Here is a 26,832-nt window from a genome sequence, read left to right as displayed (position 1 = left end):
ATGATTTCCTTACAGCGCCCGGCCGCCGTCGATGACGATCAGCGAGCCGGTTGAATAGGTGAGGTGGGTTGCGCAAGCCGCAATGGCGCGGCCGACATCCTCGGCTGTCGCGACACGCTTGAGCGGAATGGTCGCCGCGACTTTCTCAAGTGCTGCGGCGTCGCGGCCCGGCACAAAATCGGTCGCGACTACACCCGGCGACACCGACATCACGCGCACGGCAGGGGCGAGCGCACGTGCGAGCGACTTCGTCATGGTGTCGATGCCGGCCTTGATCGCCGCATATGCGAGATTGGAGCCGACGCCGCTCAGTCCGGCAATCGACGAGACATTGACGATCAAGCCATCACCGGACGCCTTCAGCAGCGGCGCAAAGGCGCGGATCGCAGCGAACTGGCCGCGCCAGTTCACCTTGAACATGTCGTCGATGAAATCATCCGTGAGGGCATCGAGATCGCCAATCGGAACCGGCTTCGTATAGCCGGCGGTATTGACGAGAATATCGCAGCGGCCAAGCGTACGTTCGACTTCGGCGGCAAGGGCGGTCAGCGTCGCGGTGTCCTCCACCACGGCGTGTCGCGCGAGATGGCCTGTGCCTGGCAGCTTCGCCACCAGAGTGTTGGCAGCAGCTTCGCCGGAGCGCCACGTTACGACGACGGCCGCGCCTTCGGCTGCGAGCGCCAGCGCGGCAGCAGCACCGATGCCACCAGAGCCGCCGATGACAACTGCAACCTTGTCCGACAGAGGTTTCGTCATTGACAACTTACTTGATTGGAGGATGCGGGAGCACGGATTCACCGGGCTCCATCGTGAATGTGTAGCTGAGGCTGAACCACTCGCCGGTGACATCCGGCGCCGGTGCAGGGCCCTCGCCCTTGCGGAAGTCGCCGATCAACGCGCTCGTCACGCCGAACACCACGTCGCTTTCGAGATGCTTGTCATCGTCGACGAAGATCTGCGTGATGAGTGTTTTGAAACCGGGTTTATGCGCGAGGATATGCAGGTGCGCGGGACGAAACGGATGGCGACGTTGCGCGGCCAGCATCTCGCCGGTTGGGCCATGGGTCGGTACCGGATAGCCCGCAGGCTTCACCGAACGGAATGCGAAACGGCCGTCAGCATCCGTCTGGAAGACGCCGCGCAAGTTCATATTCGCCTGACTGTCATCCTGATTCTCGTACATTCCCGACGGCGAGGCCTGCCAGACATCGACGCGGACACCCGGCAGCGGCGCGCCGTGGGAATCGCGAATCACGCAATCAACAAAGAGCGGCGGGCCAGGCGTCGGTGAGCGCACGATCGAGGCGCCATTTTCGGTGCGGGGTGCGTTTGCGCGCCAGAACGGACCGAGCAACGCCGCAGCTGTCTCGGTCGCGCCGTCCTGGCCGTTGTTCAGCAGGCACACCAGCGTCGACAGGCCAACGGCATCGCTGAACAGCACACCTTCGTTGTGGCTGTCGTTTGTGGCTTGGCCGATCCGGTTGAGGAAATCGATCGCAAACTCGAACTCCGCTTCGGTCAGCCGGACCTCACGGGCGAAATCGTGCAGATGGCGAACGAAAGACCCCATCACCTGGCGGAGCCGTGGGTTGGGCGCGCCGTTCATGGCGTCGAGCACCACTTCGGTGACGTCTTGCTGGCGCGTGATGATCATCCGGCCTCCCTGCCTGGCCCTTGGTGCAGTTGGTCACGCCGTATCGCGCTTTTTGAATCGTGCAATCGATTGCACGCTTTCTAATGCAATCGATTGCATAAGTCAAGCGCCAGGCATAAGGTGCGATTCGTGGCTGGAATGACGACCATCAAGGACCTGGCGCGGGAGGTGGGCGTCCACCCATCGACGGTGTCGCGAGCGCTGGATCCGGCGCGCCGAGGCCAGCTCGGTGAAACCGTGGTTCGCCGTGTGCTCGAGGCCGCGGACCGGCTCGGCTACCGTCCGGATTCGGCGGCGGCGAGTCTGCGCAGCGGCCGTTCGAAGCTGATCGGCATCATCGTTCCGGACATCGCCAACCCGGTCTTTTCGCCGATCATCAGCGGACTCGAACACACGCTGTCGGCGCGGGGCTATGCGCTGATTGTCGCCGATCAGGCACTCGAGCACGCGGGCAAGGGAGACATTATCCAAATGTTGGTGGCGCGCCGGGTCGATGGACTGGTGCTCGCCAATGTCGCGCTCAAGGACGACGCGGTGGAACGTTGCCTACGGTGGCAGGTGCCGGTCGTGCTGGTGAACCGCGCGGAAGGTGAAGCGCGCGTCCCCTCGGTCGTGTCCGACGATATCGCCGGCATGCGTTTGGCCGTCGCACATTTGATCGAACTCGGACATCGCCGCATCGTCCACGTTGCCGGACCACAAATGCTGTCAACCGGCTCGCTGCGCCGGCGCGGCTTTGTCGAGGCGATGAGTGCTGCGGGGCTCCACCCCGCCGCACCTGATATTGAGGAGGCTGCGGCCTTCACACGCGAGGCGGGGCTTCCGGCCGCGCGGCTGCTGCTCGCTCGATGTCCCGATGCCACGGCGGTGGTTGCCGCGAATGATCTGCTTGCGCTGGGAGTCTATGAGGCTCTGCACGAGCAAGGCCGGCGCTGTCCGGAGGATGTCTCGGTCATCGGCCACAACGACATGCCGATGGTCGATCTGGTCAATCCGCCGCTGTCGACGATCCGGATCAGCCATCGTGAGATGGGCGAACACACGGGCGAGCTTCTGCTCAATCTGATCAACGGCACTCATCAGGGTGTGCCGCAAGTCGTCACCCGTCCGTGGCTGATCGTACGCCGCTCGACCCGACCGCCAATGGCTTAGTTGAGCGCGGACGCGTGGCGCATGTCGAAAGCGTCGAATCCATCAAATCCGACAACCGGCTCATCGAACAATTTGGGCGTTTATTGAAAGGGCGAACTATGGCTTCCATTCAGGTGAGCAATGGAAATCTCGATGTCATCGAGACGGGGCAGGGGAAGCCGATTCTTCTTTTGCATTCGCTGCTGGCGGACCGGTCTATCTTCGATCGGCTTGTGCCGCTTTTGGCACGCGAGCGCAGGGTCATTGTTCCGGACCTTCCGGGCTTTGGAGAGTCATCCTCGGCGGGCGCGACGATTGAGGGGATCGCTGACCGGATATCGGGACTGTTCGATGCTCTCGACCTCGGGACAACGACAGATGTTCTCGGCAACGGGTTTGGCGGCTTCGTCGCAAGCACGTTGGCGATCCGTCACGGTCAACGATTTGATCGCCTGATACTCGCCGATACCGGTCTCGGTTTTCCGAAGCCCGGCAAGGAAGCGTTCTATGGCATGGCGGAGCAGGTCCGGAAGGGCGGTATGGAGAGCATCGTCGATGTGGCTATGAAGCGGCTGTTTCCGGAAGACTACGTCAAGGCGAATCCCGGAGTGGTGGTCGAGCGTCGCGCTTCGCTGGTCAAAACGAATCCGTTATTCTTTGCGGAAGCTTGTCAGGCTTTGGCGGCGCTGGATCTCGGTCCATCGATCGGCAACATTCGCAATCCCACACTGGTCGTGGTTGGTGAACTTGATGTCGCTACACCGCCCGAGATGTCTCGCCAACTGGCGGCCGCTATTCAGAACGCGCGCTTGATCGAAATGCCGGGCTGCGGTCATGCACCTATGGCGCAATCGCCCGACGAGTTTATCGAGGTGGTTTCCTCATTTCTCGACTTGAGGCAGACGTCTTGCTCGCGGGCGAAAGCATAGGATTGCGAAGATGCCGATTGTTCACGTTGGTCGTTATGAGTTGAACTATCTGAACGAAGGGCAGGGAACGCCGGTTGTCTTCATTCATGGAATTGCTGGCGATTGAGCGGCTGAAACGTAGCCTGCTGCCCATCAAGAGTAAAATAACTCACCCCACGGCCGGGTTGCGAGGACTGCGCCGCGTCTCCGGCATGATGGTCCAGATCATCACCAGACCCACAGCTGCGACCGCGGCAAGCCCAAGGAAGGCAATGCTGCCGCCGAAACGATCGGCCGCGTATCCGGCCAATACCGTGCTGAGCGAGGCGCCGATCCCGGTTGCGGTACCGACAATGCCTTGGGCAAGATTGAAATGACCACTGCCGAACGCGATGTCGGCGACGATCAGCGGAATCATCACGCTGAAGACGGCAGCCGTGATGCCATCGAATACCTGAACCACGACGAGCAAATATGGATCGCTGACGGATGCGAACAGCACGCCGCGAACGACCAATGCAGCGAAGCCGAGCAGCAACAGCGGCCTTCGTCCCCATTTCTGCGCAATGCGTCCGACGGAGGGCGAGGTGAGCGCCACGATGGCTTGCGGAACGATGATGCACGCAGCAATCAGCACCGGTGCCCACTGGGCGGAGCGGGTCGTGACCACGCCGGCCATCAACGGCAGCATGGCGGCATTCGCCAGCTGAAGCAGCAGAACGCTGCTTGCGAAGATCAAAAGCGGCCGCTGCCGGACGAGATCGCGAATGCTCGTGGTTTTGCTGACCTGCGCGTTCTCAAGTCTGATTTTCAGTGCGTGTTCAGAGATAATTTCACGGTCACGCACGCGTGACAGGGCGATGAGCGTGGGAATGGCCATAATGAAGGTGACAAGAAACACCGATCGGCTCGATAGAAAGTAGCCACATGCACCCATGACGGCTGCTGCAACTCCGTTGCCGAGCGATGCATAGCGCGCGTTGCGTCCCAGCCGTTCGCCGACTGCGAGGGGCCCGACCAGCCCGAGGCTGATCGCGGCAATCGCCGGACCGAGTACGCAGCTTGCGGCGGCATGGAGCGTGGCGGCGGTCATCACAACGGGAAAGATGGGCCATGCCGCATATGAAAGTGCGCTGATTGCGATGACGAAGAGTGCGAGACCGGCCGCCTTGCGTGCCGAACGCGTAGCATCGACGATGGCTCCGCCGGGCATCTGTCCGATTAGGGCGACGAGGCCGCCTACCGAGAGCACGAGACCGATCTCGACCTGGGTCCATTTCTGAGTTGTCAAATACACGGCGACGAAGGGGCCGAATCCCGTTTGCACGTCAGCTAGAAAGAAAATGAACCAGTCGAGGCCGCGCAAACTTCGGCGCGAAGGGGAGTGAACCTGCGGCTCGCCGGAATCGGGTGCGCTTCCAGGCGCATCATTTCGCGGAATGTCACTATGGTCGCCGCCATCCCGTTCGGCCGTGTGTATGGTCGTCTGGCTGGACAACTTAACACTCCACGGCTAGGGGACGAAGCGTAGTGGCGACAGGCTGCCGGATGCGCCGAGCACCACCATCGGCTTGTCTTCCTTGTATTCGGGCGCAGCCTTTACCTGGTCACGCGTCAATTCGAGGGTGATGCTCTCGCGCTTGTTCGCGACGTTCCAGAAATGCAATGCGCTCCAGTCGACCACAATCTTGCGGCTGCCGACGCCAAGAAATCCGCCAAAATCGATCACCGCGGCGCGTACGCTGCCACCGCGATCGACGATCACATCGACAATCCGGCCCATGTTTTCGTCGGCCGGGCTGCGAACGTCGCGGCCGAGAATGCCTCGCGCCTCTATCGCATCAATCACTGAGATCGAGGGTGGCGGCGAAGCCTCTCCTGGCGCGGGCACGGCAGGAGCCTTGGGTGGCTGGATGTTCCGTGAGGCACCGTCGCTTGCCGCAGATGAGCTTGGGGCAACTAGTGGAGATATGGCATCTTCGCCTTTCGAAGGGCCGCTGAAACAGACTGTCGCCGCCACGATGATCGCGATGGCCTCGGCATGACGGATGGCGCTCATTCAAAACACTCCTTGCAGGCTGATTTGTCGCCGTCTTGGAATGGCGATCCGCTCAGCGAGCCAGAACGATCGAAACTTGAATTTTGCCGCGGGTGCGCAGAATTTCGAGCGACACATCTTCCCCTTGACGCTGGACCCGCAAATCGACGCTGGAATCTCCGAGTTGAAGATTCCGCAGAATGACCTCATTGAGGAAAGCCGGCAGCCGTGGGTTGCGAAAACGAATCTCACCACGCTCTGGGTCAAACTCAAGACCGAGTGCGGCTTCGAGCAGCGTAAACGGTGTTGCGCTGGCCCAGGCCTGCGGCGCGCAGGCGACGGGATAAAGTGTCGGTCCTTGGCGGCGTTCACGCTGAAAACCACAGAACAATTCGGGAAGTCGCCGCAGATCCATATAGGTCGCGGCGTCGAACAATCCCTTGAACACCTGCTCGACCGAATGCTTCAGGCCGTAACGCGCAAGTCCGAGAGCAATCAGTGCATTGTCATGCGGCCAGATGGAGCCGTCGTGATAGGACATCGGATTATATCGGGCCTCGCCGCGCGCAACCGTGCGGATGCCCCACCCTGTGAAAAAGTGAGGTCGCAACAGCTCTGCGGCGACCATGCGTGCGTGCTTCTCGCTCGCAATGCCGGTGAAGAGAACCTGCCCGGCGTTCGACGTTCGTACCTTGCAGGGCTTTTTGTCTCCGTCCAGCGCAAGGACGTATGTGCCGAGTTCCTCGCACCAGAACGCTGCCTCGAAACGCTCAGCGAGAAGGTGTGCCTCGGCCTCGAGTTTCGCCGCCCGATCAGCCAGACCCAAGCGCCGCGCGGAACATGCGGCCAATTGCTTGCCGGCAAAAACGTAGCCCTGGACTTCCGCGAGGGCTATGTATCCTTCGGCAAGCTGGCCATCGGCGTGGAAGATCGCATCGAACGAGTCCTTCCAGCCCTGATTGGCAAGCCCTTGCTCGGAAGCACGCCGGTACTCGACGAAGCCGTCCTGATCGGGGTCACCGTCGCCGTCGGTCCATTGCAAGGCTGCTTCGATTGCGGGCCAGAGTTCGCGCAACGTTTCCTCGTCACCCGTACGTTCGACATACAGGCCGGCGAGAAAAACAAACAGCGGCGTGGAGTCGACGCTGCCGTAGTATTTTCCGAACGGCACCTCGCGCAGCGCGGCCATCTCCCCACCGCGCATTTCGTGCAGGATTTTCCCAGGCTCGGCGTCAGCAAGCGGATCGACCGTCCTGGCCTGATGCCTCGCGAGCCGTTTCAGCACGCCGCGCGCGATGCGCGGATCAATCCACAGCATTTGCAAAGCGGTAATCAGGGCATCGCGCCCGAATGTGGTCGAATACCATGGAATTCCCGCATAAGGATAACGGCCTTCCGGCGTTTCCGTCATCAGCATGTTAAGATCGGCGCTTGCCTGGCAGAGCACCTCGTTGAAGATATTGTTGGAGGTTTCGATGGTTGTTGCGCCCGCCGTCGACTGTCGCATCTCGCGGCGGTGGGCCAGCAAGCCGCGGAAGAAGGGGATGGGCTTATGGGCGGCTGATTTGTTGCAGGACGCGGCTATGAATAGCGAGGTCGTCTGTCGTGGGGCGAGATCCAGATGATAGATTGCGCGATTCACAGCGAGATGCGACGGAGCAGGGTCGAAATGCAATGTGGTGTCCCGGAGCCTTTCGTCGAGTCCCACATACTCGAAGAAAACATCGGCGGGGCTGAGAAGGCGGCCGGAGCCAACCCCGCGCCGTGGGCGCTGCTCGCCCCGAACCTCGAACAGATCCGCAAAATCGTTGTCGATAAGCAGGCTCAAATTGAAACTGGCGCGGCATTCCCCATGGTTCTGAAGGCCGATCCGCTGATATGCAGTACCGCGCCACAAGAAGATCGTGCGCACGATGTGCAGCATGTCTTTTCGCAGTACGATCTTTCCATCGCGGAAGACATCGGGATTGGTGAGGTCAACTGTCAGTGACGAGTTGTCGTCACGCAGGTTGGAACCGAGCAGCAGTGGCTGCATATCATCCAGCAGCAATTCCAGCCGTGCAAGATACCGGGTATCGGTGTTGAAAAGACCATCAGGTCCGCCGGCAGAAGCTCCTATGTCGCCATGACTATCGAGCACGATGAAGGTGTCGTCATGCTTCAGCGCGCGGCGCGGACGCGCGGCGGGACCGGTCATCGGGATGTAGAATGGCGATTCCGTAAGTGTTTCCATTTCGCGGATCGCCGTTATTTCCGTCAAAGATTCCATTGCCATGTGTTGACCCTCAGATGATGACAGGGCGGCCAGTGGTTGGCAGGTCAAGCGGGCCGGAGGACGTGTCAGGCAGCGGCGTGCTTCGCCAGTCGGTTCATTTCTCGTGTCACCAGTTCGCGGTAGGGTCCTGGACGCTGCATCAATCGATCTGGTGAACCGTCTTCGATGATCCGTCCTGCCTGAAGCAGAATAACACGATCGAAGTTGCGCAGCGTCGCTAGGCGATGCGCGATTGCAATCACGGTTCTTCCGCGCATAAGTCTCGCGAGTGCTTCCCGAATGGCTTCCTCGGAGTCGCTGTCCAGAGCCGCAGTCGCCTCGTCAAGCAGAAGAATCGGCGCGTCTTTCAGGAACGCGCGCGCGATTGCAATGCGCTGACGTTGCCCGCCGGATAGCTTGAGGCCGCGATCTCCGACCATGGTTTCAAGTCCGTCCGGCAGGTCCTCGACAAAATCGCAGCGCGCCGCGATGGCCGCACGCAAGACTTCGTCGTCGGTCGCCGTTGGGCGGCCGTAACGGATGTTCTCCATGATCGAACGCTGAAACAGCGAGATGTCCTGTGGGACGACGGAAATCGCTTCGCGTAGACTTTGCTGCGTGATTTTCGAAACATTCTGACCATCGATGGTGATGCTGCCGCTCTGGACGTCGTAAAATCTCTGCAGCAGAGTAAACAAGCTCGACTTCCCTCCGCCGGACTGACCAACAAGCCCGACCCGCTGGCCTGAATTGAGCCGAAGGCTGAACTTGTCGAACAACGGCGTGCCGCCAGGATAGCTGAACGAGATGTTGTTGAAGGCAATGACGGCGCCGGCTCTCACCAGAGGTTCGGCTTCGGGATGATCGCGCAATTCGTGCGGCACAAGGAGTGTTGCAGTGGCTTCGGACAGCCTTGCGACATGCTGGGTGACATCGACGAGCGCCACGGCCAGGTCGCGTGTGGCATGCAGGATAGAGAGACCGAGCGTGCAAACCAGTACGACATCGCCGGTGGTTGCGCTGCCTTGCTGCCAAAGCCGGATCGCCCATGCCAGCAGCCCGATCGTGAGGACGATGGTGATAGCCGCGTGCGTGAGCCGCAGCCGTTCGAGATAGCGCAAGCTGCGACCCCTTGCGCTCAGCTCGCGATTGACCGTGGCATCGAAGCGTTCGTGTTCGTAATCGAGACCGCCAAACGCCCGCACCAGCGGCATGTTGTTGATGACGTCGACCATCTCCCCGTCCACCGCGGCGGCCTTGTTGGCGAACTCGTCGTGCAGGGGTTTCCCCGCTGCCGCTATGCGGAACATCGCGATTACGACCACACTTGCGACAAGGGTCAATCCCGCCGCCATCATGGAGCTGACGGTTCCAATTAACCCGATCGCGGCAACAGTCGCGATACACGGTGGCATCACGTTCCAGACGAACATGTTTTCCAGGGTGTACACGGCATTGGACGTTGCGGTGATGCGGCTGGTGAGCATTCCTGGCAGCCGATCTGAGAAATAACCCGGTGCATGGCCGGTCAAATGGCGGAAAATATCCCTGCGTAAATCTCCGGTCACGCCCACAAATGTGAAACTCGCGATCCAGCTTGCGACCCGCCAAAGGAAATTGTCGGCCGCGATCAGAGCCACAAGAATTCCGAATGCCAGCCATACAGCATTGTGGGTCGGTCCGGCGGCAAGGCAGTCGACGAGATATTTCACGCCATACTGTGTGCCTACCGAGCAAGCAACGGCTGCTGCAACTGTAGTCACGATCACGACATGCGACATCATTCGCTGCTGAAGGTAGAGCAGCACGAAAGCGAAGGGACGATGTGTGTATCCCGAAAGACTATCCATGTAACCCCTGAGAAGCGTTGCAGGAATCGATCCTGCAGAAAAGTTTCCTTCCGGTCACACCATGCGCATCCGCGCGATGCTCATCGTTTTGCCATCGTTAATGCAAAACCTCTCGACCGTCGGTTTGAGGAAGGCTGATCGACCGAGATGGCGTTAACAAGACAGCGTCGTGGAAAGTAATGGACCCTCAATAGGAACTTCGCATCTGCGAGAACGTTCCGCTTCGGGACTTCAGCACAAACTGAAGACCACAGAATTGTTCACCCCTTGGGACGATGGGAGAGATGTATGCGGATTGCGCAGGTTGCTCCGCTCACCGAGGCTGTTCCACCCAAGTTTTACGGTGGAACCGAGCGCGTTGTGCATTGGCTGACAGAAGAACTGGTCTCGCTTGGCCACGACGTTACGCTATTCGCCAGCGGGGACTCTCAATCCTCCGCGAAGCTGGACGCAACATGGCCGAGGGCCTTACGTCTCGACGGATCGGTCCGCGATGCCAATGCGCTTCACATGGTGATGCTCGAACGGGTCCGAAGAAAATGCGACAATGAGGAATTCGACTTCCTGCATTTTCATCTCGACTACTATCCGTTCTCGTTGTTCGCGCGTCAGCCGACGCCATTTCTCACGACGCTGCACGGTCGGCTAGACCTGCCGGAGCACCAGCCGGTGTTTAATACGTTCTCATCAATCCCGGTTATTTCAATATCGAACACGCAGCGGCGACCGGTACCCCAAGCCAATTGGATACGCACCATTCATCACGGAATTCCCGAAAAGCTTCTGACGCCCCGGCCGGTGACGCCCAGCTATTTGGCGGTGCTAGGCCGAATCGCGCCGGAGAAGGGAGTGGATACGGCGATCAGGATCGCTATTCGATGCGGCATGCCGCTTAAAATCGCGGCGAAGATCGATCGTGCCGACCAGGAGTACTATGACGAGGTCATCGGTCCACTCATCGACCATCCGCTTGTAGAGTATATCGGCGAGATCGCTGACCATGAGAAATCCGCTTTCTTAAGTGGCGCGCTCGGACTGTTGTTGCCGATCAATTGGCCCGAGCCATTCGGTCTTGTCATGATCGAGGCAATGGCCTGTGGAACGCCCGTGATTGCCTACAATCGCGGTTCCGTTCCGGAGATTGTTGACGAGCGTGTCACTGGCTTTGTCGTGGAGGACGAAATCAGTGCGGTTGCAGCCGTCGGCTTGCTGCCACAGATAGATCGGGGCGCCGTTCGCAAGCGGTTCGATGAACGGTTCACAGCGCGTCGCATGGCGTTGGACTATCTCGCCGCCTATCAGGGATTGACGGACGCAGCGGCTCCGCGAATGCGGCTGGTCAGCAGCGCCGAATAGCATGTAAGCGCTTGGCAAGTCCCCGAAGAGGATTGAACCTTGAACAGGACTTGCCGGGTTGTAGACCTACCGCAGTGGCATAGGTGGCCGTGGGGCACTCAAGTCGCCGGGCTGTGGCGGTAGTTGCGCGGGCGCAGGCGGCGGGGGTGGAATGTAAGCGTCACGTTGCGCGGCACCTTGCGGATAAGTCTGTCCCTGCGGATAGGTTTGGGATGACGGCGCGAAAGCGCGTGGGGCCGGAGCGGGTGTTGATGCGCGCTGCGGTCGCGGTGCGGCCGGCTTCGAGGCTTGCACAGCCGACTTGCGGCGCGCTTCCTGCTCGGCAGCCTTCGCAACATCGCGGCTCAGTTGCTGCTGGCCAGCCTGAAGCTGCTCCACCGTTTGCTTGAGCGAAACGATTTCGCGCGCCATCGTTTCAATCGATTGCGCAAGCTCGGGTGGAAGCGCCGCCTGTGCCGGGGGAGGCTCGGCAGTCGAGGGAGCCGCTACCGCGGGCTCTGTCGGCGTCACAGATGCCGCGCCGGCCGCTTCTTGCACGGCCGGATCGCCGGCCGGTTGGGGAGGCGCTACCTGAGAGGCCGCGTCCTGCGGTTCGGCGGCATTGGCATTTTGCGCTGGAACTGAAGTGCCTGCGAGAAGCTGCGGCAGAAGAGACGAAAGCCTCTGCTTCGCCTCGTCCCCATAAGAATGCCAGGCCGCCACTGCGGCGATGCCAGCGCAGGCGATGAGCAGCATAGCTCCTCGACCGGACCGCGGGCGCGGCGTCAAATCATGGACGTGGCCTGAGTTGTCATTCAGAGGCGCAGCGCGAGGCGACGGTTCGCTGCTGGAGGGCTCCGCAGGTACTGCAGGCGTGAGGGGAGGCGCGTCCGGACCAGGTGAGAGGCGGGGTGCCAGGTCGCGCAGTTGCGCTGCGATGACGTCGTGCGGATCGTCGGCTTGCGAGTCCGCATGTTGCAACTTGAATTGCATTGACGCTCCGTGATGTTACGAGGTGCGATGCGCGGCGGAATAATCCAGCCAATCTGCGGATGCAGAGGGGCATCGCGCTTTGACCATACCAAGGCAGGACGATGAAAAGTATGAGGCAGGGGAACTCAGGGCCCCGGTCGTCACTGTTGGCAGGGGCTCAACGGTCTGTGGATACGACGGCTACGTCAGGATCGCGGTCATTTGACGCTTGCCGTCGGATCGTCGATTGTCCGTTCACATCGTGAGTCACATTTTTCCCTGGTGAAGGCGTTTGTTTGATGAATCAGAAAGTCGGCATTGTAGGCGTTGGAATTATGGGTACGGCCATTGCGCGGAATTTGCGCGAGGCTGGCTTTGCCGTGGTTGGATTCGACCCGACGCCAGAGGCATGTGTGCGGCTGGAAGAATTGGGTGGTCAGGCTCTGGATTCACCCCGTGAGGTGGCTGAGGTCGCACCGATCATCGTCATGTCGTTGCCGAAGGCAGAGGCATTGACCGAAGCGATTGGCGGTTCCGGCGGCATTGCTTATGCGAAAGGGGCAGGGCAGATCGTTATCGAATGCTCCACGCTCCCGCTGGACATCAAGCGCGCGGCGCTCGCGATCATGGAAAAGAACGGGAAGATCCTTCTGGATTGTCCGATCAGCGGCACTGGCGCGCAGGCGGTCACCAAGGATCTCGTTATTCTTGGCAGTGGTGACGAAGCGGCCTTCGCTCGTTGCGGGGCAGTCTTCGCAGGGATGTCCCGCGTGCAGCGCTATCTCGGGCCCTTCGGCCGGGGGAGCGTCATGAAATACATCGCGAATCATCTTGTTACGATTCACAACGTGGCGGCAGCGGAAGCAATGGTTCTCGGCATCAAGGCCGGGATAGATCCGGCGCTGGTTTACGACACGCTTGCTGACAGCGCCGGGACATCACGCATGTTTCAGATGCGAGGTCCGTTGATGCGCGATGAAACGTATGACGTGCCGACGGCAACGATCCGCATGCAGCTCAAGGACATTTCGATTATCGACGACTTTGCTGCGGATCTCGATTGTGCCTTGCCTGTCTACGCCGCCGCTTCGCAGGTCTATCATGCAGGCGCGGCCCTCGGTCGCAAGGAGCAGGATACAGCTGCAGTCTGCGCCGTGCTCGAGACGATGCATGGAATTGACCGGAAAAAACCCGCTTCGTAGTGGGGCACGCTTCAGCGGCCGTTTCATCGCGGGCGCAATGATCGAGGGCGTTCGGACGGCCGGATAGGCTGTCGCAGCTGGTCTGACCACGCACTATCCCAAATTTGAATAAAGCATGGCGCACACGCAGCACGCTTTGTGCGGTGCATTCCGCGCCAACGTGCTTGCATTTTCGTCCGGGCCGCGTTATTTATCGGGTGATAAATCAAAAAGCTTCAATGAAATTCGCGGGAGTGCAGACATGAAAGTCCTTGGTTTCAACCATCTTTCCATCGGCGCGAAGGATCTGGAAGAGTCCGCTCGTTTCTATCAAACCGTGCTGGGCATGGAGTTGATCCCGACCTACAATTTCGGTTTCAAGACCAAGTATCTGCGTTGTGGCGACCTTCAACTCCATCTGTTCGAGCTTGAGGACCATATTCCGGTTTATCAGCACTTCGCGCTCGACGTAGACGATTTTCATGCCGCTTACGAACAGGCCAAGGCGATCGGCGCGCTAGATTCCACGGCCTTCCGCAATCCGGTTAACGAGTTACCGGATGGCTGCGTGCAGATGTATCTGCGCGATCCTGCCGGCAATCTGGTCGAGATCGATTGGCCGGATGTGACCACGTTGGACCGTTCGCGTATTCCAGAGATGAAGCTGTTGTCGGAGTTCGCGACGCAAGACGACGAAGGGCTTAAGGCATCGCTCTATCTCGATCGTCCGCATATCAAACCGAACGCGCCCCGCAAAGCGGCAGCGCGTTAACGTCCGGGAGAGATTCATGGCAGGTACAGTCCATAAGCTTGATCTGGACCGGCGCTCAAACGGTCAAGACGATGCATATTCCGCGATGCTGGAGCGCGCATACGCGCTTCTGCCGAAACTGCGTGAACGTGCCTCAACGACCGAGGAGATGCGGCGTCTCCCACCGGAGACCGAGCAAGACCTCCATACGGCGGGGCTGTTCAGAATTCTTCAGCCGAAGCGGGTCGGTGGTTCGGAACTGGATTACGTCGCGCTGGTCGATTTCGCCGATGTCGTGGCGCTTGCCGATGCGTCGGTCGCATGGAATCTCGCGAATTTGGCGAGTCATCATTGGATGCTCGGCATGTTCGATCCGCGTGCGCAGGATCTGATCTGGAAAGACGACGTCAACGCTCTCATTGCGTCATCATTTGTATTTCCGGCTGGTCGCGCGACGAAGGTGGCGGGTGGGTACACCTTGTCAGGCCGATGGCCGTTCTCATCAGGCGTCAATTCGAGTACCTGGAACATGCTTGCGGGCATCGTTTCCTCCGAAGACGATGCAGACGGCGTTGAGTACCGGATTTTTCTGCTGAAGCAGGATGACTACAAGATCATCGATACATGGAATTCAACCGGCCTGAAGGGGACCGGATCGAACGACGTCGAGGCCAAGAACGTCTTCGTCCCCGATTACATGACGCTTGCGGTGAAAGATGTCGCCGGAGGCGCTACGCCGGGAAGCGCTGTGAATCCCGGTCCGCTGTATGCGCTGCCAGTGTTCGCGCTGTTTCCTTTTGTTCTGTCGGGTGCCGCCCTTGGCAACGCGCAAGCCTGCCTGGACGACTATATCGAGATCGCCCGGCATCGTGCGTCGACTTATAATCGCGCCAAACTTGGCGATTTGCAGACGACGCAGATCAAGGTTGCCGAAGCGTCGGCCAAGATTGATGCTGCGCGTCTCATCATGCGGCGGACCTGCATCGATGCGATGACGGATGCGCGTCACGGTGAAATTCCCAAGCTTGCGGAAAAAACCAGATACCGGCGTGACGGCGCCTACGCGGTGAATCTTTGCACGGAAGCGGTCTCGTTGCTGTTTTCGGCGAGCGGTGCGCGCGGTCTTTATACAACGGGCGCGCTTCAGCGGCAGTTCCGCGACGCCCATGCGATCAACGCGCACATCGCCTTCAGCTTCGATGCCGCCGGAACGAATTTTGGCCGCGTCGCGCTGGATCTGCCGTCCGAAAATCTCACTCTTTGAGAGGTCAGGCCGATGGCTGCTGTTTCGCAACATCCGACCGAGCATGGCGAAGAGCTCTCGAGCGACAGTTCCTCGATCGATCCTCGCGATTTCAGGAATGCTCTGGGTGCCTACGCCACGGGTGTCACGGTCATCACGGCCGCGACGCCGAGTGGCAGGGCCGGATTGACCTGTAATTCGTTCGCGTCGGTCTCGCTCAATCCGCCGCTCGTTCTCTGGAGCCTGGTTAGCTATTCTCCGAGCATGAGCATTTTTCAGAATGCCAGCCATTTCGCGGTGAACGTGCTGGGCGCGTCCCAGCAAAAACTAGCAACCCAGTTCGCCACGCGCGCGGACGACAAGTTTGCCGGGGTCACGTGGAAACCGGGTTTAGGCGATGCCCCGGTGCTCGCCGATGCGGTGGCCACATTTCAATGCCGCAGCGCCGACCGCTATTACGGGGGCGACCATGTGATTTTTCTTGGTGCCGTGGAGGCTTATGCTTACAACCATGCAGAGCCGCTGCTTTTCGCTCGCGGCAAATTCGGTCACTTTGTTCCCGAGGCATGACCCCCGCAGATCATCATGAAAAAGAAACCATCTTCGTCGATCGCGCGTGTGAAACAGAAGCGTCTGTCTCCTGAAGATCGCCGTCAGGAATTTGTCCGCAAGGCTACGGAATTCTTTTCCGAAGAGGGATTCGATGGCGGCACGCGCGAGCTGGCACGCCGATTGGGCGTGACCCAGCCGCTGCTGTATCGCTATTTCCCGAGCAAGGAAGAATTGATCAAGGAAGTTTATCGCAAGGTGTATCTTGAGCCGCTCGACACCGGCTGGGAAAAGCTTCTCACCAATCGGTCAAGCCCGATCCGCGAGCGGCTTGTGCAGTTCTACGAAGCTTACACCAATGTGATTTTTACGCGAAAATGGCTCAGAATCTATCTGTTCTCAGGCCTCAAGGGTCTCGATATCAACCGTTGGTATGTCGGTGTCGTGCGCGACAAGATCCTGACCCGCATCATCAAGGAATGCAGGTTCGAATTTGGCCTGCCGACGCAGGCCAAGCCGTCGGCATCCGAAATCGAAATGGCGTGGGTTTTCCACGGCGGTGTTTTCTACTACGGCGTTCGACGATACATTTACGAGATGCCTGATATTCAGGATAAAAGTGAAATGATTGCCAACGCAATCGATGGTTATCTCGCCGGCTTCGCCCGGGTGTCCGGTGCGGCCGCGAAGCGGCCGGCGACAAAATCAAACCGCCTCGACACGACCGCTGCTCGCTGACCGTTGAATGGCTTCGAACGTGCGCACGTTCGACAGCATCTCGTCATGAGAGACCGGATATGAACCTCTGCCGAGCGCAGCCCGTCCGAACGATTCCAGGTTGTCGCGCACGGCCGGATGAGGCTGATAGTAAGCTGTTTCCGGCGGCTGACCGCGGTGGACGCGCGTCACATCCCAGCCCGTCGGGCTCTCGGGATGGGTCCGGTCGCGAATTTCCATCCAGCCTTTAGATCCCAGCAGCGCGAGCCGCCCCATGAACGGCGTGGCAAGTACCGCGTTGAGCGTGGCTGTTGTGCCGGTCTCGAAACCGATGGTGATCGAAAGCGTGTCGCCGTTGGCAAAACGGCTTCCGAGCGTGGCCAGCCGCGCCCACACATGGATCGGTTTCCCGAGAATGGCGATCGAAAGGTCGACCAGATGGATGCCGGTGGCGGACAAGGGACCAACTGGATTCAGCGTGTTCGACAGGCGCCAGTTGTCGGGCGGGAGGTTGAGAAATTTGTCCTGGCTGAAATTTCCCTCCAGCATGAGTGCATTACCGAATTCGCCGTCCGCGAATCGCTTGCGCATTTCGATCACGGCCGGTTCGAAGCGTCGCTCGTGGCCGATGCCGAGTTGCACCTTTGCCTTTCTCACCGCTGCAATCGCTCGTTCGGCGTCAGCAGCCGTCGTGCAAAGAGGCTTCTCGCAAAATACGTGACGGCCTGACTTCGCTGCGGCCTCGATTTGCGTGGCATGATGATCCTGCGGGGTGCAGAGGATAACGGCATCGATATCCGTTCGCACCAGTGCGTCTTCAAAGCTTGCGGACGTTTCAAGTCCCAGGGCTGCGCCCTTGGCGCGCATCGGCTCGAGTGGGTCTATCCCCAGAATTGGCTTGATGACGTCGCTGGTCGCGAGACTGCTGGCCAGGGTCTGTCCCCACCATCCCAGCCCGACAATGGCGGCACGGATCATGTTTGCGCTCCAGCAAAAATTAGAATTTGGCCATCTGGCCGCGATACCAGTCGCCGATTTCACTCGCAGTCATCAAGGCAACGCCATCGTGGCCGATGATATAATCGAGCAATTGTTCGAGATATTTGATCCGGTGCGGTACGCCGGTGATGTAGGGATGAATCGAGATCGCCATCACGCGGGCATTGTCATTGCCTTCGAGATAGAGCCGGTCGAACTGATCGATACAGCGGCGCAGGAACTGGTCCGACGCCATATGGTGAAGCGCATGAACGACGATGTCGTTGGTCTCGACGGTGTAGGGGATTGTCGTCATGGTTCCATGAGGTGTCGCGATATCCTGCGGGAGATCGTCGATCACCCAGTCCGCGACATACTCGATGCCGTTCAATCGCAGCAGATCGAGCGTCTCCTCGGTTTCGGTGAGCCCCGGGCTTTCCCACGACCGCGGCGCCTTGCCGGCGAATTTCGCGATGGTGTCTACGGCACGCTTGATGGCGTCGCTCTGATTTTCGAGCTTGTGCATCGGGCCCTGCAGGAAGCCATGCCCCATGAACTCGAATCCCGCTTCGCGCGCGGCCTCCGCGACACGCGGATATGACGTGCAGACGTTTCCGTTGATTGCCAGCGTCGTCGGAATGTTTCGGTCCGTAAGCGCCTTCAACTGACGCCAGAAGCCGGCGCGCATTCCATATTCATGCCATGACCAGTTCGGTACGTCCGGAAGCAGCGGCTGCCCCATCGGCGGACTGAGCACTGTGCGGGGCATGGCGTTTTCGATCCGCCATTCCTCGACATTCAGAATAATCCAGACCGCGAGCTTCTTGCCGCCCGGAAGGACGAGCTTGGGACGGTCGATAAGAGCCTGATAGGGGATGCGATCGGTGAGGGCCAACTGAACGTCCTGTCTTGCTTGTTATTCCGCTTATTCCGCGGCCTTGATTTGTCTGGGCGAGCTGGCGTTCACCAGCGGCATGACTTTCTCAGCCGTCAGTATCATGGACCTTCGCCCGAGTTCGCGATCTTTCCAATCCTTGCCGGCGTAGAGCAGCGTCCCGAATGTGCCGACTTCGCTCTGAAAGGCAAGAAGCTGATCGGCGACGCTATCGGGCGTGCCGTAGATGATCAGCTTGTCGCAGATCATCTCAAGCGTGACCTCGTCATCAGGCTGGTCACGGCGTGTTTTGAAAAGCTCGATGCGTCCGTTTTTCTTGAGCTTCGTAAACAGCGACCGATAGTAGTTCACATACGGACCGTCGGGGTCAGTGGCGTAGGCTTTCGCGGTTGCTGCGTCGTCCGCGACGAAAACGCTCTTGGCGACGCGCCAGTTGGCCGGATCCGCAGCACGGCCGCCACGTTCGCAGCCTTCCACATATTTCGGCCAGTGGCTCTTGACCCATGCGGGCATCAGGAAGTTTGCCGAGATCGGGTCCCATCCGCGCACGGCTGCTTCGGTCACTCCCTTGGAGAACGGAGCAACGGCCGTCACGACAATCGGAGGATGGGGACGTTGCAGCGGACGGGGGATATAGCCCTGGCCGATTTCCTTGATCTGGGTGCGCTGTGTCGAAACTGTCCAGTATTTGCCTTGGAGGTTATAGGGCGGCTCGCCCGACCAGATGCCGAGCACCTGATTAATCGCCTCGAGAAACATCTCATTGCGGTTGAAATCGAGATTGCCGAACAGTTCAGCGTCAGACAAAAGTCCGCCCGGGCTGATGCCGAAAATGAAACGGCCATCAAGCATGTGATCCAGCATGGCGATGCCGGCTGCCACTGTCGCGGGATGTGTATTGGGCATGTTCACGGTGCCTGTACCCAACTTGATTTGCCGGGTAGCGGCGGCGACCCACGCCAGAAACGTCACGCAGGATGTGATGTTTTCGGCCTTGTCGGTGACGTGTTCCCCAACATAGGCCTCCGTAAATCCAAGCTCGTCGGCGAGCAGGAAGGCCTCACGGTCCTCAGCCAGCGACTGCCGCCAGTCCTTATCCAGGGGATGGATCGGCATGGTGAAAAAGCCCAGATTCATAGCGCATTTCCTGCATTGCTTATGGTTGTCGGGAAGACTAGCGATTGTGAGCTATTAGAAAAATGATTATTCTTACTTTCCCGCATTAGGAAATTTGATGGATGCTCTCGCTTCGCCAGATCAGATCTTTTGTCGCTGTCTATGAGGAAGGCTCGTTCACGTCGGCGGCCAGACGGGAAGGTGCGACCCAGTCGGGCATTTCGCAACACATCAAACAACTGGAATCTGAACTTGGCGCTGTGTTGCTGGAGCGTGATGGCCGCGACGTCGAACCAACCCTCGCAGGGAAGCTTTACTACCGTGAATGCGTCGACGTTCTGAAGAAGCTGGAAGCGGCTCAGCAAAGCGTTGCGGTCAACCACGTCCGCGGCACGATCCGCGTGGGCTTGATGCCGACCTTCACCAGATCGATTCTCGCTCCCGCACTCGACAAGTTTCTCAGCTCCGCGCCCGGCTCGGAGATCAGCGTCATCGAAGCCTATTCGGGTGTTTTGACGGACATGACCCTGAAGGGTGAATTGGATTTTGCCGTGGTCCCTGCCTTCGAGGGAGCCACCGGAATATCGCATCGTCTGCTTGCGCGGGACAGGGAGATGCTTGTCAGCGCGAAGCGGGGCCACAACTTGAAGCCAGTTAAGTTATCTGAGCTTGGTCCGCTGAAAGTGGTGCTGCCCGGCCTTCAGAATACCCGGCGACGCAACATCGAAACCTACTTTAGCGCGAATGGCATTGCCGTTGCCCAGCGACTCGAACTCGATGCGATGATGGGAACGCTGCAATTTGTCGCAGCGAGCGACTGGGTCGCCATTTTACCATTTGTAATGATGGTATCGGACCTCGATGGCGGTCGGTTCGACGTCAGGCCGCTGGACCCACCGTTTTATTCCGAGTTCGTTTTGATCGAACCTGCACGCAAGGTCATGTCTCCGGCTGCAGCATTATTCGCCGATATTCTTGAAATGGGGGCCAAACAATCGCGGCTTGTGTTCCGGGAACGTACAGGCTCACAGCGAACACCACGGCGTCGCATGGGACGAAAGCAATCCTGATCACGATGGTGCGACGCGATATTCCGATCGGCGTTTTCTGACTTTGAAGTGGTTTTCAATCGTCGTCCGAGGCACAGCGTCACGATCATGAAATAATCGTTCGATAAATAACGCTTGACGTTTAATTGTCCGCGCCGTCTAATCTGTTCAAGCCCATCAGAAAATGAGGCGAGTGAGGGAGGCGGCCGGAATGAAAGCTTCGGCTTTCAGCTATTCGCGTGCATTGAGCGTAACTGACGCATTGGAATTGCTTGCCCTGCACGGTGACCAGGCAAAGGTCCTTTCCGGCGGGCAAAGTCTTATGCCTGCATTAAACTTGAGGTTGTCGGCTCCGGCACTGCTGGTCGATATTGGCGCGATCTCCGAGCTGCGCGGGATTTCCGCCTCGAAGGGCGTCCTGACGATTGGCGCGCTGACCCGTCATGTCGATATTCTGAACTCTCCCGATATCGCGAAGCATGCACCGCTTCTGACAGAAGCCATTGCGCATGTTGCGCATCCCGCAATTCGGAACCGAGGCACCATCGGCGGGAGCCTTGCGCATGCGGATCCCGCATCGGAGCTTCCGGCTTGCGTTGTTGCTCTCGACGCAACCATTGTCGTGCGTGGCAGGAGCGGTGAGCGGCGCATTCCGGCCGTCGATTTCTTTACCGGCATTTACGAGACGGTGCTGTCACCGCAAGAGTTGCTGGTTGCAGTCGAGGTGCCTGTCGCTAAACCGAACACCGTTCATTTTTTCCACGAGTACGCGCGCCGCAAGGGCGATTACGCCATCGTCGGACTGGCGGCGTGTGGAGTTCTCGATAACGATGTGCTCACCGATCTTCGGCTCGGCTTCTTTGCCGTTGGCGACCGGCCGTTGCTCGCAGCGGCGTCACGGCATCTTGTCGGCAAGCCGGTGACGGCATCGATGCTGGCCGATGCGCAGGCCGCGCTTGACGCAGAACTTGATCCACAGGAAGACCAGCAGGCTTCCATCGCGATGCGCCGCCATCTCGCTCGTCTGTTGATGGTTCGATGTGTGACGGTGCTCCTTGGCCGGCCAGATCTCGAAGCAAGGATGCCGGCATGACAGCCCCGACGCCGATCTCGCTGATCGTCAATGGCGAGCGCGTTTCCGCGCATGTACTTCCCCGGCTGAATCTGGCGGATTTTCTTCGCGAGCATCTGGGTCTCACCGGAACGCATGTTGGCTGCGAGCACGGCGTTTGCGGCGCCTGTACTGTCCGTGTGAACGGCGACATCATTCGTTCTTGCCTGCTGCTGGCGGTGCAGGCGGAAAACGCGTCCGTCGAAACAATCGAAGGATTATCGGACAGCGGAGAGATTTCGGATTTGCAGGCGGCCTTCCAGGATCGTAACGCCCTTCAGTGCGGATTTTGCACGCCGGGCATGATGATGGCTGCGCAGGATATCCTGAAGCAAAAGCCGCAAGCCGATCGCGAACAGATCCGCGAGCATCTGTCCGGCAACTACTGCCGCTGTACAGGTTATCATGCGATTGTCGATGCCGTGGAGACGACGGCGCGTAAGCGTTCGGAGCGGGTGTGATGAACGATAGCTCCGGAAAACAACCCAGCCTTTCGGTTCTGGATCGCCCGAATTCGTATATTGGCAAGATCGTCCCGCGACCTAATCTGGGGCGGCTGATGCAAGGCCGTGGGCAGTATGTCAGCGACATGGTGCTGCCGCGCATGGCGCATGTCGCGTTTCTGCGCTCGCCCCACGCTCACGCCAGAATTGTGAAGATCGATGCGACCGAGGCAAGGGCGATGCCCGGTGTGATCGCGATTGTGACCGGTGCCGAACTGGCGAAAGTCATCACGCCGTGGGTTGGCGTCCTCTCGCATCTCAAGGGACTCAAATCTGCGCCCCAGCATGCCATCGCGATTGACCGTGCTTGCTGGCAGGGCGAGGCCGTGGCGGCCATCGTCGCGACCAGCCGCGCTCTCGCCGAGGATGCAGCCGAACTCGTGTCGGTCGAATATGAAGAGCTTGTTCCGGTCACGAACATGCGCACCGCGCTAGACTCCGGCACGCCGGTGATTCATTCGGATCTCGGGGACAATCTGGCGTTTGAGCGCAATCTCGATGCCGGCGCAGTCGATCAGGCTTTCAAGGATTCCGACGAGATTGTCGAAACCGAGTTCGTATTCGGTCGTCACACCGGCGTCACGCTGGAGCCGCGCGCGGTGCTTGCCGACTGGAACAGCGGAGAGGAGCGCCTGACCGTTTATCTCGGCACTCAAGCGCCGCACATGGTGCAGAATATTGCCGCGATACATCTGGGTCTGGATGAGTCGCAGGTTCGCGTGGTCTGCAAGGATGTCGGCGGTTCGTTCGGCATCAAGGTTCATATCTATGCCGACGAGATGGCCACCCTTGCGCTGTCGAAGCTGCTATGTCGCCCGGTCAAGTTCGTCGCCGACCGGGTCGAGAGTTTCAACACCGATATCCATGCACGCGACCACGTCTGCAAGGCGCGCATTGGAGTCAGCAGGGACGGTACGATCAACGCCTTCGAGATCGATGATCTCACCGGGGTAGGGCCGTATTCGATGTATCCGCGCACCAGCGCCATCGAAGCCAATCAGGTGGTCAATTTGGTCGGCGGACAATACACCACGCCCAACTATCGAGCGCGGACCCGTGTCGTCTATCAGAACAAGAACGTCACCTGCCAATATCGCGGCGTGGGTCACCCCATTGCGTGCTCCATCACGGAGGGGCTCGTTGATCTCGCCGCGCAGCGAATTGGTATGGATCCGATCGAGATCCGCCGCAAAAACCTCATTCGCGATGACGCATATCCGTGTGGATCTCCATCAGGGCTGAAATTCGAATCGCTATCGCATCACGCGTCGCTTGATAAGCTGATTGCGATGATGAATTACGATGCGCTGCGCGCCGAGCAGGCGGAGTTGCGCAAGCGCGGAGTTTATCGCGGCATCGGCATTGCGAGCTTCATCGAAGTCACCAATCCGAGTGCGGCCTTCTACGGTGTCGGCGGCGCGCGGATTTCATCGCAGGATGGCGTGGCCGTGCGTCTGGACGCGACCGGCCGCGTGATCTGCCAGACAAGCATCACCGAGCAGGGCCAGGGATCGGAATCGCTCACCGCCCAGATCGTCGGCAGTGTGCTCGGGGTTTCGATGGAGCGCGTGCGCGTGATTCTCGGCGATACCGACAACACGCCTTATGGCGGCGGCACATGGGCCTCGCGCGGCGCGGGGATCGGCGGCGAAGCCGCGCTGCAGGCGGCCAAGGTGCTCCGCAAGAATATTCTGGACGTCGCTGCTGCCATTCTTCAAGCGAAGCCCAGCGACCTGGACATCGTCGATAATTCCGTAGTGGATGTTCAGGGTGGCCAGCAACGCATTGAACTGCATGAACTGGCGCGCATTGTTTACTTCCGGCCCGACACGTTGCCGCCGGGCTTCCAGCCCGAGCTGATGGCAACCCGTCACTTTGTGCCACGCGAGTATCCCTTCGCGTTCACAAACGGCATTCAGGCCTCGTGGCTGGAGGTGGATACGCAAACGGGCTTCATCAAGCTTCTCAAGCACTGGGTGGTGGAGGATTGCGGCACCGTCATCAATCCGCAACTCGTGGATGAGCAAATTCGAGGCGGTGTGGTTCAGGGCCTCGGCGCGGCGCTTTACGAACACTGCATTTACGATGACCGGGGTCAGCTGACCAACGCCAACATGGCGGATTATCTTGTCCCGATGTCAGGCGAAATTCCGGATATCGATGTCGGACACGTCGTCTCGCCGACAATGGAGAGTGAACTTGGCGCCAAGGGAGCCGGAGAGGCGGGAACCGCCGCCGCTGCCGCTGTCGTCACGAACGGGGTGAACGATGCGCTTTCGCCGTTCAATGTCACTGTGACTGAAATACCGCTGACGCCGCGGATCATTCTCAAGGCGCTCGGACACATCTGACCGAAGTTTCTGCAAAAACACCAAACACCCAACCACGGAGGAATACATGGCCAAGAAAACAACGGGTTCTAGCTCGATCTCGCGCCGCCGCCTGCTGACGACGGCAAGCGCAGGCGCTGTTCTGGCGGCATCGCCATTTCGCATCAATCTTCTTCAAGCGCAGGAAGCAACCATCAAGGTTGGATTCCCCGTTCCGCTGACCGGACCTTACGGCACCGAAGCGCAGGACCAGGTTCGCGCCGCGGAAGTAGCCATCGCGGAATTCAATGAAGGTGGGGGCCTCAACGGTCGTAAGGCCGAGTTGCTCGTTCGCGACGACAAGCTCAATCCGGGCGAGGCCGCGACGCGCACGCTGGAATTGATCGAGAAGGAGAAGGTCAGCTTCATCGTCGGCAGCCTCTCAGCCTCCGTTCAGCTTGCCGTGAACAACGTCACCAAGGAACGCCAGATCATCTACAATTCGATCAGCCAGTCTGACGAAATCAACGAAGCGAAGGACTTCAGCAAGTACACCTTCCACGAAGCGCTGACGCCCCATCTCACCGCGGGTGCCGTCGGACGTTACGCGTTCTCGAAGTTCGGCAAGAAGGTCGCATTCCTCACGGCCGACTACGCCTACGGCCATGAAATGGTTCGTGGCTTCCAGACCGCAGGCAAGGCCCTCGGCGTTGAGACTCTGGCGGATATTCGTCACCCGCTCGGCACCACGGACTTCTCGGCGCTTCTGCCGCGTATCCAGGCGTTGAAGCCGGATATTCTCGTCATCAGCAATTTCGGACGCGATCAGCAGATTGCGCTCAAGCAGGCGACCGACTTCGGCTTGAAGAAAAGCATGAAGATCGTTGCGCCGATTCTGTTGTACACGGGCCGTATTGCAGCCGGCGCTCAGGCGTTCGAGGGCGTCATTGGCGGCACCTCGTACTATTGGGGCATCGAAGACAAGGTTGCGTCGGCCAAGGCGTTCAACGATCGGTTCCGCAAGATGCACGGCGGCAAGGTGCCATCGGATTACGGCGCATTGGGTTATGCCGGTGTAAAGACGCTGCTGATGGGCGCCAAGGCGGCTGGTACTCTCGACACTGACAAGGTGATCGCCGCAGTCGAAGCGCTGAAGTACGATTACTACAAGGGCCCCGAATACTATCGCAAGTGCGATCATCAGGCTGTGCAGTCGGTTCTCATCATCGAGTCCAAAAGCAAGCCGGAGAGGGGCGATTCCGACGTGTTCAACGTTGTGGCGACGGAAGAACCCAGCGAACAGAACCTGCGGACCTGCGAAGCGCTTGGTCACAAGTCCTGAGCCGCTGACTGACGGACGCGCGCCCGTCGCGGGCGCGCGTCATAACTGGAGATATTCATGGCCGGCCTGAGTTTTGATCTGATCGCGTTGCAGTTGTTCACGGGTCTTGCGCTCGGTGCGATTTATGTGCTGTTCGCCATCGGTCTGTCGCTGATCTTCGGCATGCTGACCGTCGTGAACTTCGCGCATGGCGCCTTCTATATGGTGGGAGCTTATGTCGGGCTGTTCCTTCTCTCCCTGGGAGGCAACTTCTGGCTTTGTCTGGTTGCCGTTCCGTTGATCGTCGGCACAGTCGGCCTTGTCGTGGAGCGTTTCCTGATCCGGCCGCTTTATGGCCGCGGCATCGACTATCCGCTGCTGCTGACGTTCGGCCTCAGCTATGTAATGGTCGAACTTATTCGCATTGCTTTCGGCAAGAGCGGCTATCCGTTCGACACACCGGAAATTCTCCAGGGCGCCGTCAATATTGGCGTCGGATATTTCCCGCTCTATCGGTTGTTTGTGATCGGCATCGCGGCAGCAGTTCTGCTCGGGCTCTGGCTCTTCCTTGAGCGCACAAGCTTCGGCCTGATCATCCGCGCGGGTGCTCGCGATCCGCAGATCGTCCGTGTGCTGGGCGTCAATGTCGCGCGGGTCTGGCTGTTTGTTTTCGGGATTGGTTCCGGTATCGCGGGACTTGCAGGACTTCTCGCCGCGCCGTTGCAGGGTGTGATCCCCGAAATGGGAGCAACGATTTTGGCCGAGGCATTTGTTGTCACGGTTGTCGGCGGCATGGGCTCGATCGGCGGCGCCGTTATTGCCGGTCTTCTGGTCGGCGTGGTTGTCAGCATGACGTCGTTGTTCGCGCCGGAAATGGCCAAGGTTTCAATTTTTGCCTTGATGGCAATTGTTCTCCTCATCCGTCCGCAGGGCTTTTTCGGCCGTGCCGGGCTCATGAGCTGAGGCG

24 protein-coding genes are annotated in these 26,832 nt (G+C 59.4%); 15 read left to right on the top strand and 9 right to left on the bottom strand.

Annotated elements, in window-relative coordinates:
• Positions 1 to 9: 9 nt before the first annotated feature.
• Positions 10 to 756, bottom strand: a complete 747-nt coding sequence (locus tag AC07UB_RS08535; protein ID WP_492792381.1) for an SDR family NAD(P)-dependent oxidoreductase — start codon at positions 754 to 756, stop codon at positions 10 to 12.
• Between the two features lie 7 nt (positions 757 to 763).
• Positions 764 to 1,654 (bottom strand): dioxygenase family protein, encoded by an 891-nt coding sequence (locus AC07UB_RS08530; RefSeq protein WP_492792382.1) that lies wholly within the window; start codon positions 1,652 to 1,654, stop codon positions 764 to 766.
• 138 nt (positions 1,655 to 1,792) lie between these two features.
• Between AC07UB_RS08530 and AC07UB_RS08525 the strand changes: the two genes are divergently transcribed.
• Both AC07UB_RS08525 and AC07UB_RS08520 read left to right on the top strand, forming a co-directional pair.
• Positions 1,793 to 2,806: a LacI family DNA-binding transcriptional regulator gene (locus tag AC07UB_RS08525; RefSeq protein ID WP_492792383.1), complete on the top strand. Its 1,014-nt coding sequence runs from the start codon at positions 1,793 to 1,795 to the stop codon at positions 2,804 to 2,806.
• 14 nt (positions 2,807 to 2,820) lie between these two features.
• Complete coding sequence (locus AC07UB_RS08520; RefSeq protein WP_494651374.1) at positions 2,821 to 3,714, top strand: alpha/beta fold hydrolase; 894 nt, start codon at positions 2,821 to 2,823, stop codon at positions 3,712 to 3,714.
• Between the two features lie 148 nt (positions 3,715 to 3,862).
• Here the strand turns inward: AC07UB_RS08520 and AC07UB_RS08515 are convergent, their stop codons facing one another.
• The 4 genes from AC07UB_RS08515 to AC07UB_RS08500 all read right to left on the bottom strand — a co-directional run bounded on the left by AC07UB_RS08515 (position 3,863) and on the right by AC07UB_RS08500 (position 9,835).
• The gene (locus AC07UB_RS08515; protein WP_492792795.1) at positions 3,863 to 5,134 is read right to left on the bottom strand and encodes an MFS transporter; all 1,272 of its coding nucleotides are present in this window, start codon (positions 5,132 to 5,134) and stop codon (positions 3,863 to 3,865) included.
• A gap of 72 nt (positions 5,135 to 5,206) precedes the next feature.
• The gene (locus AC07UB_RS08510) at positions 5,207 to 5,752 is read right to left on the bottom strand and encodes a PRC-barrel domain-containing protein (RefSeq protein WP_492792385.1); all 546 of its coding nucleotides are present in this window, start codon (positions 5,750 to 5,752) and stop codon (positions 5,207 to 5,209) included.
• A gap of 52 nt (positions 5,753 to 5,804) precedes the next feature.
• Complete coding sequence (locus AC07UB_RS08505; RefSeq protein WP_494652645.1) at positions 5,805 to 8,000, bottom strand: amylo-alpha-1,6-glucosidase; 2,196 nt, start codon at positions 7,998 to 8,000, stop codon at positions 5,805 to 5,807.
• A 71-nt stretch (positions 8,001 to 8,071) separates the two neighbouring features.
• On the bottom strand, positions 8,072 to 9,835 hold the full coding sequence (locus AC07UB_RS08500; protein WP_494651376.1) for an ABC transporter ATP-binding protein: 1,764 nt from the start codon (positions 9,833 to 9,835) through the stop codon (positions 8,072 to 8,074).
• Between the two features lie 288 nt (positions 9,836 to 10,123).
• Between AC07UB_RS08500 and AC07UB_RS08495 the strand changes: the two genes are divergently transcribed.
• The 7 genes from AC07UB_RS08495 (at position 10,124) to AC07UB_RS08465 (ending at position 16,604) form a co-directional block, all read left to right on the top strand.
• Positions 10,124 to 11,191: a glycosyltransferase family 4 protein gene (locus AC07UB_RS08495; RefSeq protein WP_494651377.1), complete on the top strand. Its 1,068-nt coding sequence runs from the start codon at positions 10,124 to 10,126 to the stop codon at positions 11,189 to 11,191.
• Positions 11,192 to 11,479: 288 nt separating this feature from the next.
• The gene (locus tag AC07UB_RS08490; protein ID WP_494651379.1) at positions 11,480 to 11,815 is read left to right on the top strand and encodes a hypothetical protein; all 336 of its coding nucleotides are present in this window, start codon (positions 11,480 to 11,482) and stop codon (positions 11,813 to 11,815) included.
• A 626-nt stretch (positions 11,816 to 12,441) separates the two neighbouring features.
• Positions 12,442 to 13,344 (top strand): NAD(P)-dependent oxidoreductase, encoded by a 903-nt coding sequence (locus tag AC07UB_RS08485; RefSeq protein ID WP_494651380.1) that lies wholly within the window; start codon positions 12,442 to 12,444, stop codon positions 13,342 to 13,344.
• Positions 13,345 to 13,585: 241 nt separating this feature from the next.
• The gene (locus AC07UB_RS08480; RefSeq protein ID WP_494651382.1) at positions 13,586 to 14,095 is read left to right on the top strand and encodes a VOC family protein; all 510 of its coding nucleotides are present in this window, start codon (positions 13,586 to 13,588) and stop codon (positions 14,093 to 14,095) included.
• A gap of 16 nt (positions 14,096 to 14,111) precedes the next feature.
• Entirely contained in the window at positions 14,112 to 15,338 is a 1,227-nt protein-coding gene (locus AC07UB_RS08475) for an acyl-CoA dehydrogenase family protein (protein ID WP_494651384.1), read from the top strand.
• A gap of 12 nt (positions 15,339 to 15,350) precedes the next feature.
• Positions 15,351 to 15,887 carry a flavin reductase family protein gene (locus AC07UB_RS08470; RefSeq protein ID WP_492792392.1) on the top strand — a complete coding sequence of 179 codons (537 nt, stop codon included), beginning with the start codon at positions 15,351 to 15,353 and terminating at the stop codon, positions 15,885 to 15,887.
• Positions 15,888 to 15,902: 15 nt separating this feature from the next.
• Positions 15,903 to 16,604 (top strand): TetR/AcrR family transcriptional regulator, encoded by a 702-nt coding sequence (locus AC07UB_RS08465; protein WP_492792393.1) that lies wholly within the window; start codon positions 15,903 to 15,905, stop codon positions 16,602 to 16,604.
• Here the strand turns inward: AC07UB_RS08465 and AC07UB_RS08460 are convergent.
• From AC07UB_RS08460 to AC07UB_RS08450, 3 genes are read right to left on the bottom strand one after another with little or no spacing between them, the layout of a single operon-like run.
• Positions 16,572 to 17,561 carry a Gfo/Idh/MocA family protein gene (locus tag AC07UB_RS08460; RefSeq protein WP_494651387.1) on the bottom strand — a complete coding sequence of 330 codons (990 nt, stop codon included), beginning with the start codon at positions 17,559 to 17,561 and terminating at the stop codon, positions 16,572 to 16,574. The genes AC07UB_RS08465 and AC07UB_RS08460 overlap by 33 nt on opposite strands.
• 19 nt (positions 17,562 to 17,580) lie before the next feature.
• Positions 17,581 to 18,456: a polysaccharide deacetylase family protein gene (locus tag AC07UB_RS08455; RefSeq protein WP_494651388.1), complete on the bottom strand. Its 876-nt coding sequence runs from the start codon at positions 18,454 to 18,456 to the stop codon at positions 17,581 to 17,583.
• Positions 18,457 to 18,486: 30 nt separating this feature from the next.
• A complete protein-coding gene (locus AC07UB_RS08450) occupies positions 18,487 to 19,593 on the bottom strand; it encodes an LLM class flavin-dependent oxidoreductase (protein WP_494651390.1) in 1,107 nt (368 codons plus the stop codon).
• A gap of 101 nt (positions 19,594 to 19,694) precedes the next feature.
• Between AC07UB_RS08450 and AC07UB_RS08445 the strand changes: the two genes are divergently transcribed.
• The 6 genes from AC07UB_RS08445 (at position 19,695) to AC07UB_RS08420 (ending at position 26,828) form a co-directional block, all read left to right on the top strand.
• Positions 19,695 to 20,642, top strand: a complete 948-nt coding sequence (locus AC07UB_RS08445) for a LysR family transcriptional regulator (protein WP_492792397.1) — start codon at positions 19,695 to 19,697, stop codon at positions 20,640 to 20,642.
• Between the two features lie 190 nt (positions 20,643 to 20,832).
• The gene (locus tag AC07UB_RS08440) at positions 20,833 to 21,714 is read left to right on the top strand and encodes an FAD binding domain-containing protein (RefSeq protein ID WP_494651392.1); all 882 of its coding nucleotides are present in this window, start codon (positions 20,833 to 20,835) and stop codon (positions 21,712 to 21,714) included.
• Positions 21,711 to 22,193, top strand: a complete 483-nt coding sequence (locus tag AC07UB_RS08435) for a (2Fe-2S)-binding protein (protein WP_494651394.1) — start codon at positions 21,711 to 21,713, stop codon at positions 22,191 to 22,193. Before AC07UB_RS08440 ends, AC07UB_RS08435 begins: the two co-directional genes overlap by 4 nt.
• Entirely contained in the window at positions 22,193 to 24,586 is a 2,394-nt protein-coding gene (locus AC07UB_RS08430; RefSeq protein WP_494651395.1) for a xanthine dehydrogenase family protein molybdopterin-binding subunit, read from the top strand. Before AC07UB_RS08435 ends, AC07UB_RS08430 begins: the two co-directional genes overlap by 1 nt.
• Positions 24,587 to 24,632: 46 nt before the next feature.
• Positions 24,633 to 25,886, top strand: coding sequence for an ABC transporter substrate-binding protein (locus tag AC07UB_RS08425; RefSeq protein ID WP_492792401.1), 1,254 nt, complete (start codon positions 24,633 to 24,635; stop codon positions 25,884 to 25,886).
• 57 nt (positions 25,887 to 25,943) lie between these two features.
• Positions 25,944 to 26,828, top strand: a complete 885-nt coding sequence (locus tag AC07UB_RS08420) for a branched-chain amino acid ABC transporter permease (protein WP_492792402.1) — start codon at positions 25,944 to 25,946, stop codon at positions 26,826 to 26,828.
• Positions 26,829 to 26,832: the final 4 nt, after the last annotated feature.

This window comes from Afipia sp. GW821-FHT04G03, from assembly GCF_059419985.1.
Note: the sequence above shows the minus strand (reverse complement) of the source record. Positions and strands in the feature narration are given on the sequence as shown.

Coding starts and splice junctions, on each gene's coding strand:
- AC07UB_RS08535 (WP_492792381.1), bottom strand. CDS start 756: ATGACGAAACCTCTGTCGGACAAGGTTGCAGTTGTCATCGGCGGCTCT.
- AC07UB_RS08530 (WP_492792382.1), bottom strand. CDS start 1,654: ATGATCATCACGCGCCAGCAAGACGTCACCGAAGTGGTGCTCGACGCC.
- AC07UB_RS08525 (WP_492792383.1), top strand. CDS start 1,793: ATGACGACCATCAAGGACCTGGCGCGGGAGGTGGGCGTCCACCCATCG.
- AC07UB_RS08510 (WP_492792385.1), bottom strand. CDS start 5,752: ATGAGCGCCATCCGTCATGCCGAGGCCATCGCGATCATCGTGGCGGCG.
- AC07UB_RS08505 (WP_494652645.1), bottom strand. CDS start 8,000: ATGGAATCTTTGACGGAAATAACGGCGATCCGCGAAATGGAAACACTT.
- AC07UB_RS08500 (WP_494651376.1), bottom strand. CDS start 9,835: ATGGATAGTCTTTCGGGATACACACATCGTCCCTTCGCTTTCGTGCTG.
- AC07UB_RS08495 (WP_494651377.1), top strand. CDS start 10,124: ATGCGGATTGCGCAGGTTGCTCCGCTCACCGAGGCTGTTCCACCCAAG.
- AC07UB_RS08485 (WP_494651380.1), top strand. CDS start 12,442: ATGAATCAGAAAGTCGGCATTGTAGGCGTTGGAATTATGGGTACGGCC.
- AC07UB_RS08480 (WP_494651382.1), top strand. CDS start 13,586: ATGAAAGTCCTTGGTTTCAACCATCTTTCCATCGGCGCGAAGGATCTG.
- AC07UB_RS08475 (WP_494651384.1), top strand. CDS start 14,112: ATGGCAGGTACAGTCCATAAGCTTGATCTGGACCGGCGCTCAAACGGT.
- AC07UB_RS08470 (WP_492792392.1), top strand. CDS start 15,351: ATGGCTGCTGTTTCGCAACATCCGACCGAGCATGGCGAAGAGCTCTCG.
- AC07UB_RS08465 (WP_492792393.1), top strand. CDS start 15,903: ATGAAAAAGAAACCATCTTCGTCGATCGCGCGTGTGAAACAGAAGCGT.
- AC07UB_RS08460 (WP_494651387.1), bottom strand. CDS start 17,561: ATGATCCGTGCCGCCATTGTCGGGCTGGGATGGTGGGGACAGACCCTG.
- AC07UB_RS08450 (WP_494651390.1), bottom strand. CDS start 19,593: ATGAATCTGGGCTTTTTCACCATGCCGATCCATCCCCTGGATAAGGAC.
- AC07UB_RS08445 (WP_492792397.1), top strand. CDS start 19,695: ATGCTCTCGCTTCGCCAGATCAGATCTTTTGTCGCTGTCTATGAGGAA.
- AC07UB_RS08440 (WP_494651392.1), top strand. CDS start 20,833: ATGAAAGCTTCGGCTTTCAGCTATTCGCGTGCATTGAGCGTAACTGAC.
- AC07UB_RS08435 (WP_494651394.1), top strand. CDS start 21,711: ATGACAGCCCCGACGCCGATCTCGCTGATCGTCAATGGCGAGCGCGTT.
- AC07UB_RS08430 (WP_494651395.1), top strand. CDS start 22,193: ATGAACGATAGCTCCGGAAAACAACCCAGCCTTTCGGTTCTGGATCGC.
- AC07UB_RS08425 (WP_492792401.1), top strand. CDS start 24,633: ATGGCCAAGAAAACAACGGGTTCTAGCTCGATCTCGCGCCGCCGCCTG.
- AC07UB_RS08420 (WP_492792402.1), top strand. CDS start 25,944: ATGGCCGGCCTGAGTTTTGATCTGATCGCGTTGCAGTTGTTCACGGGT.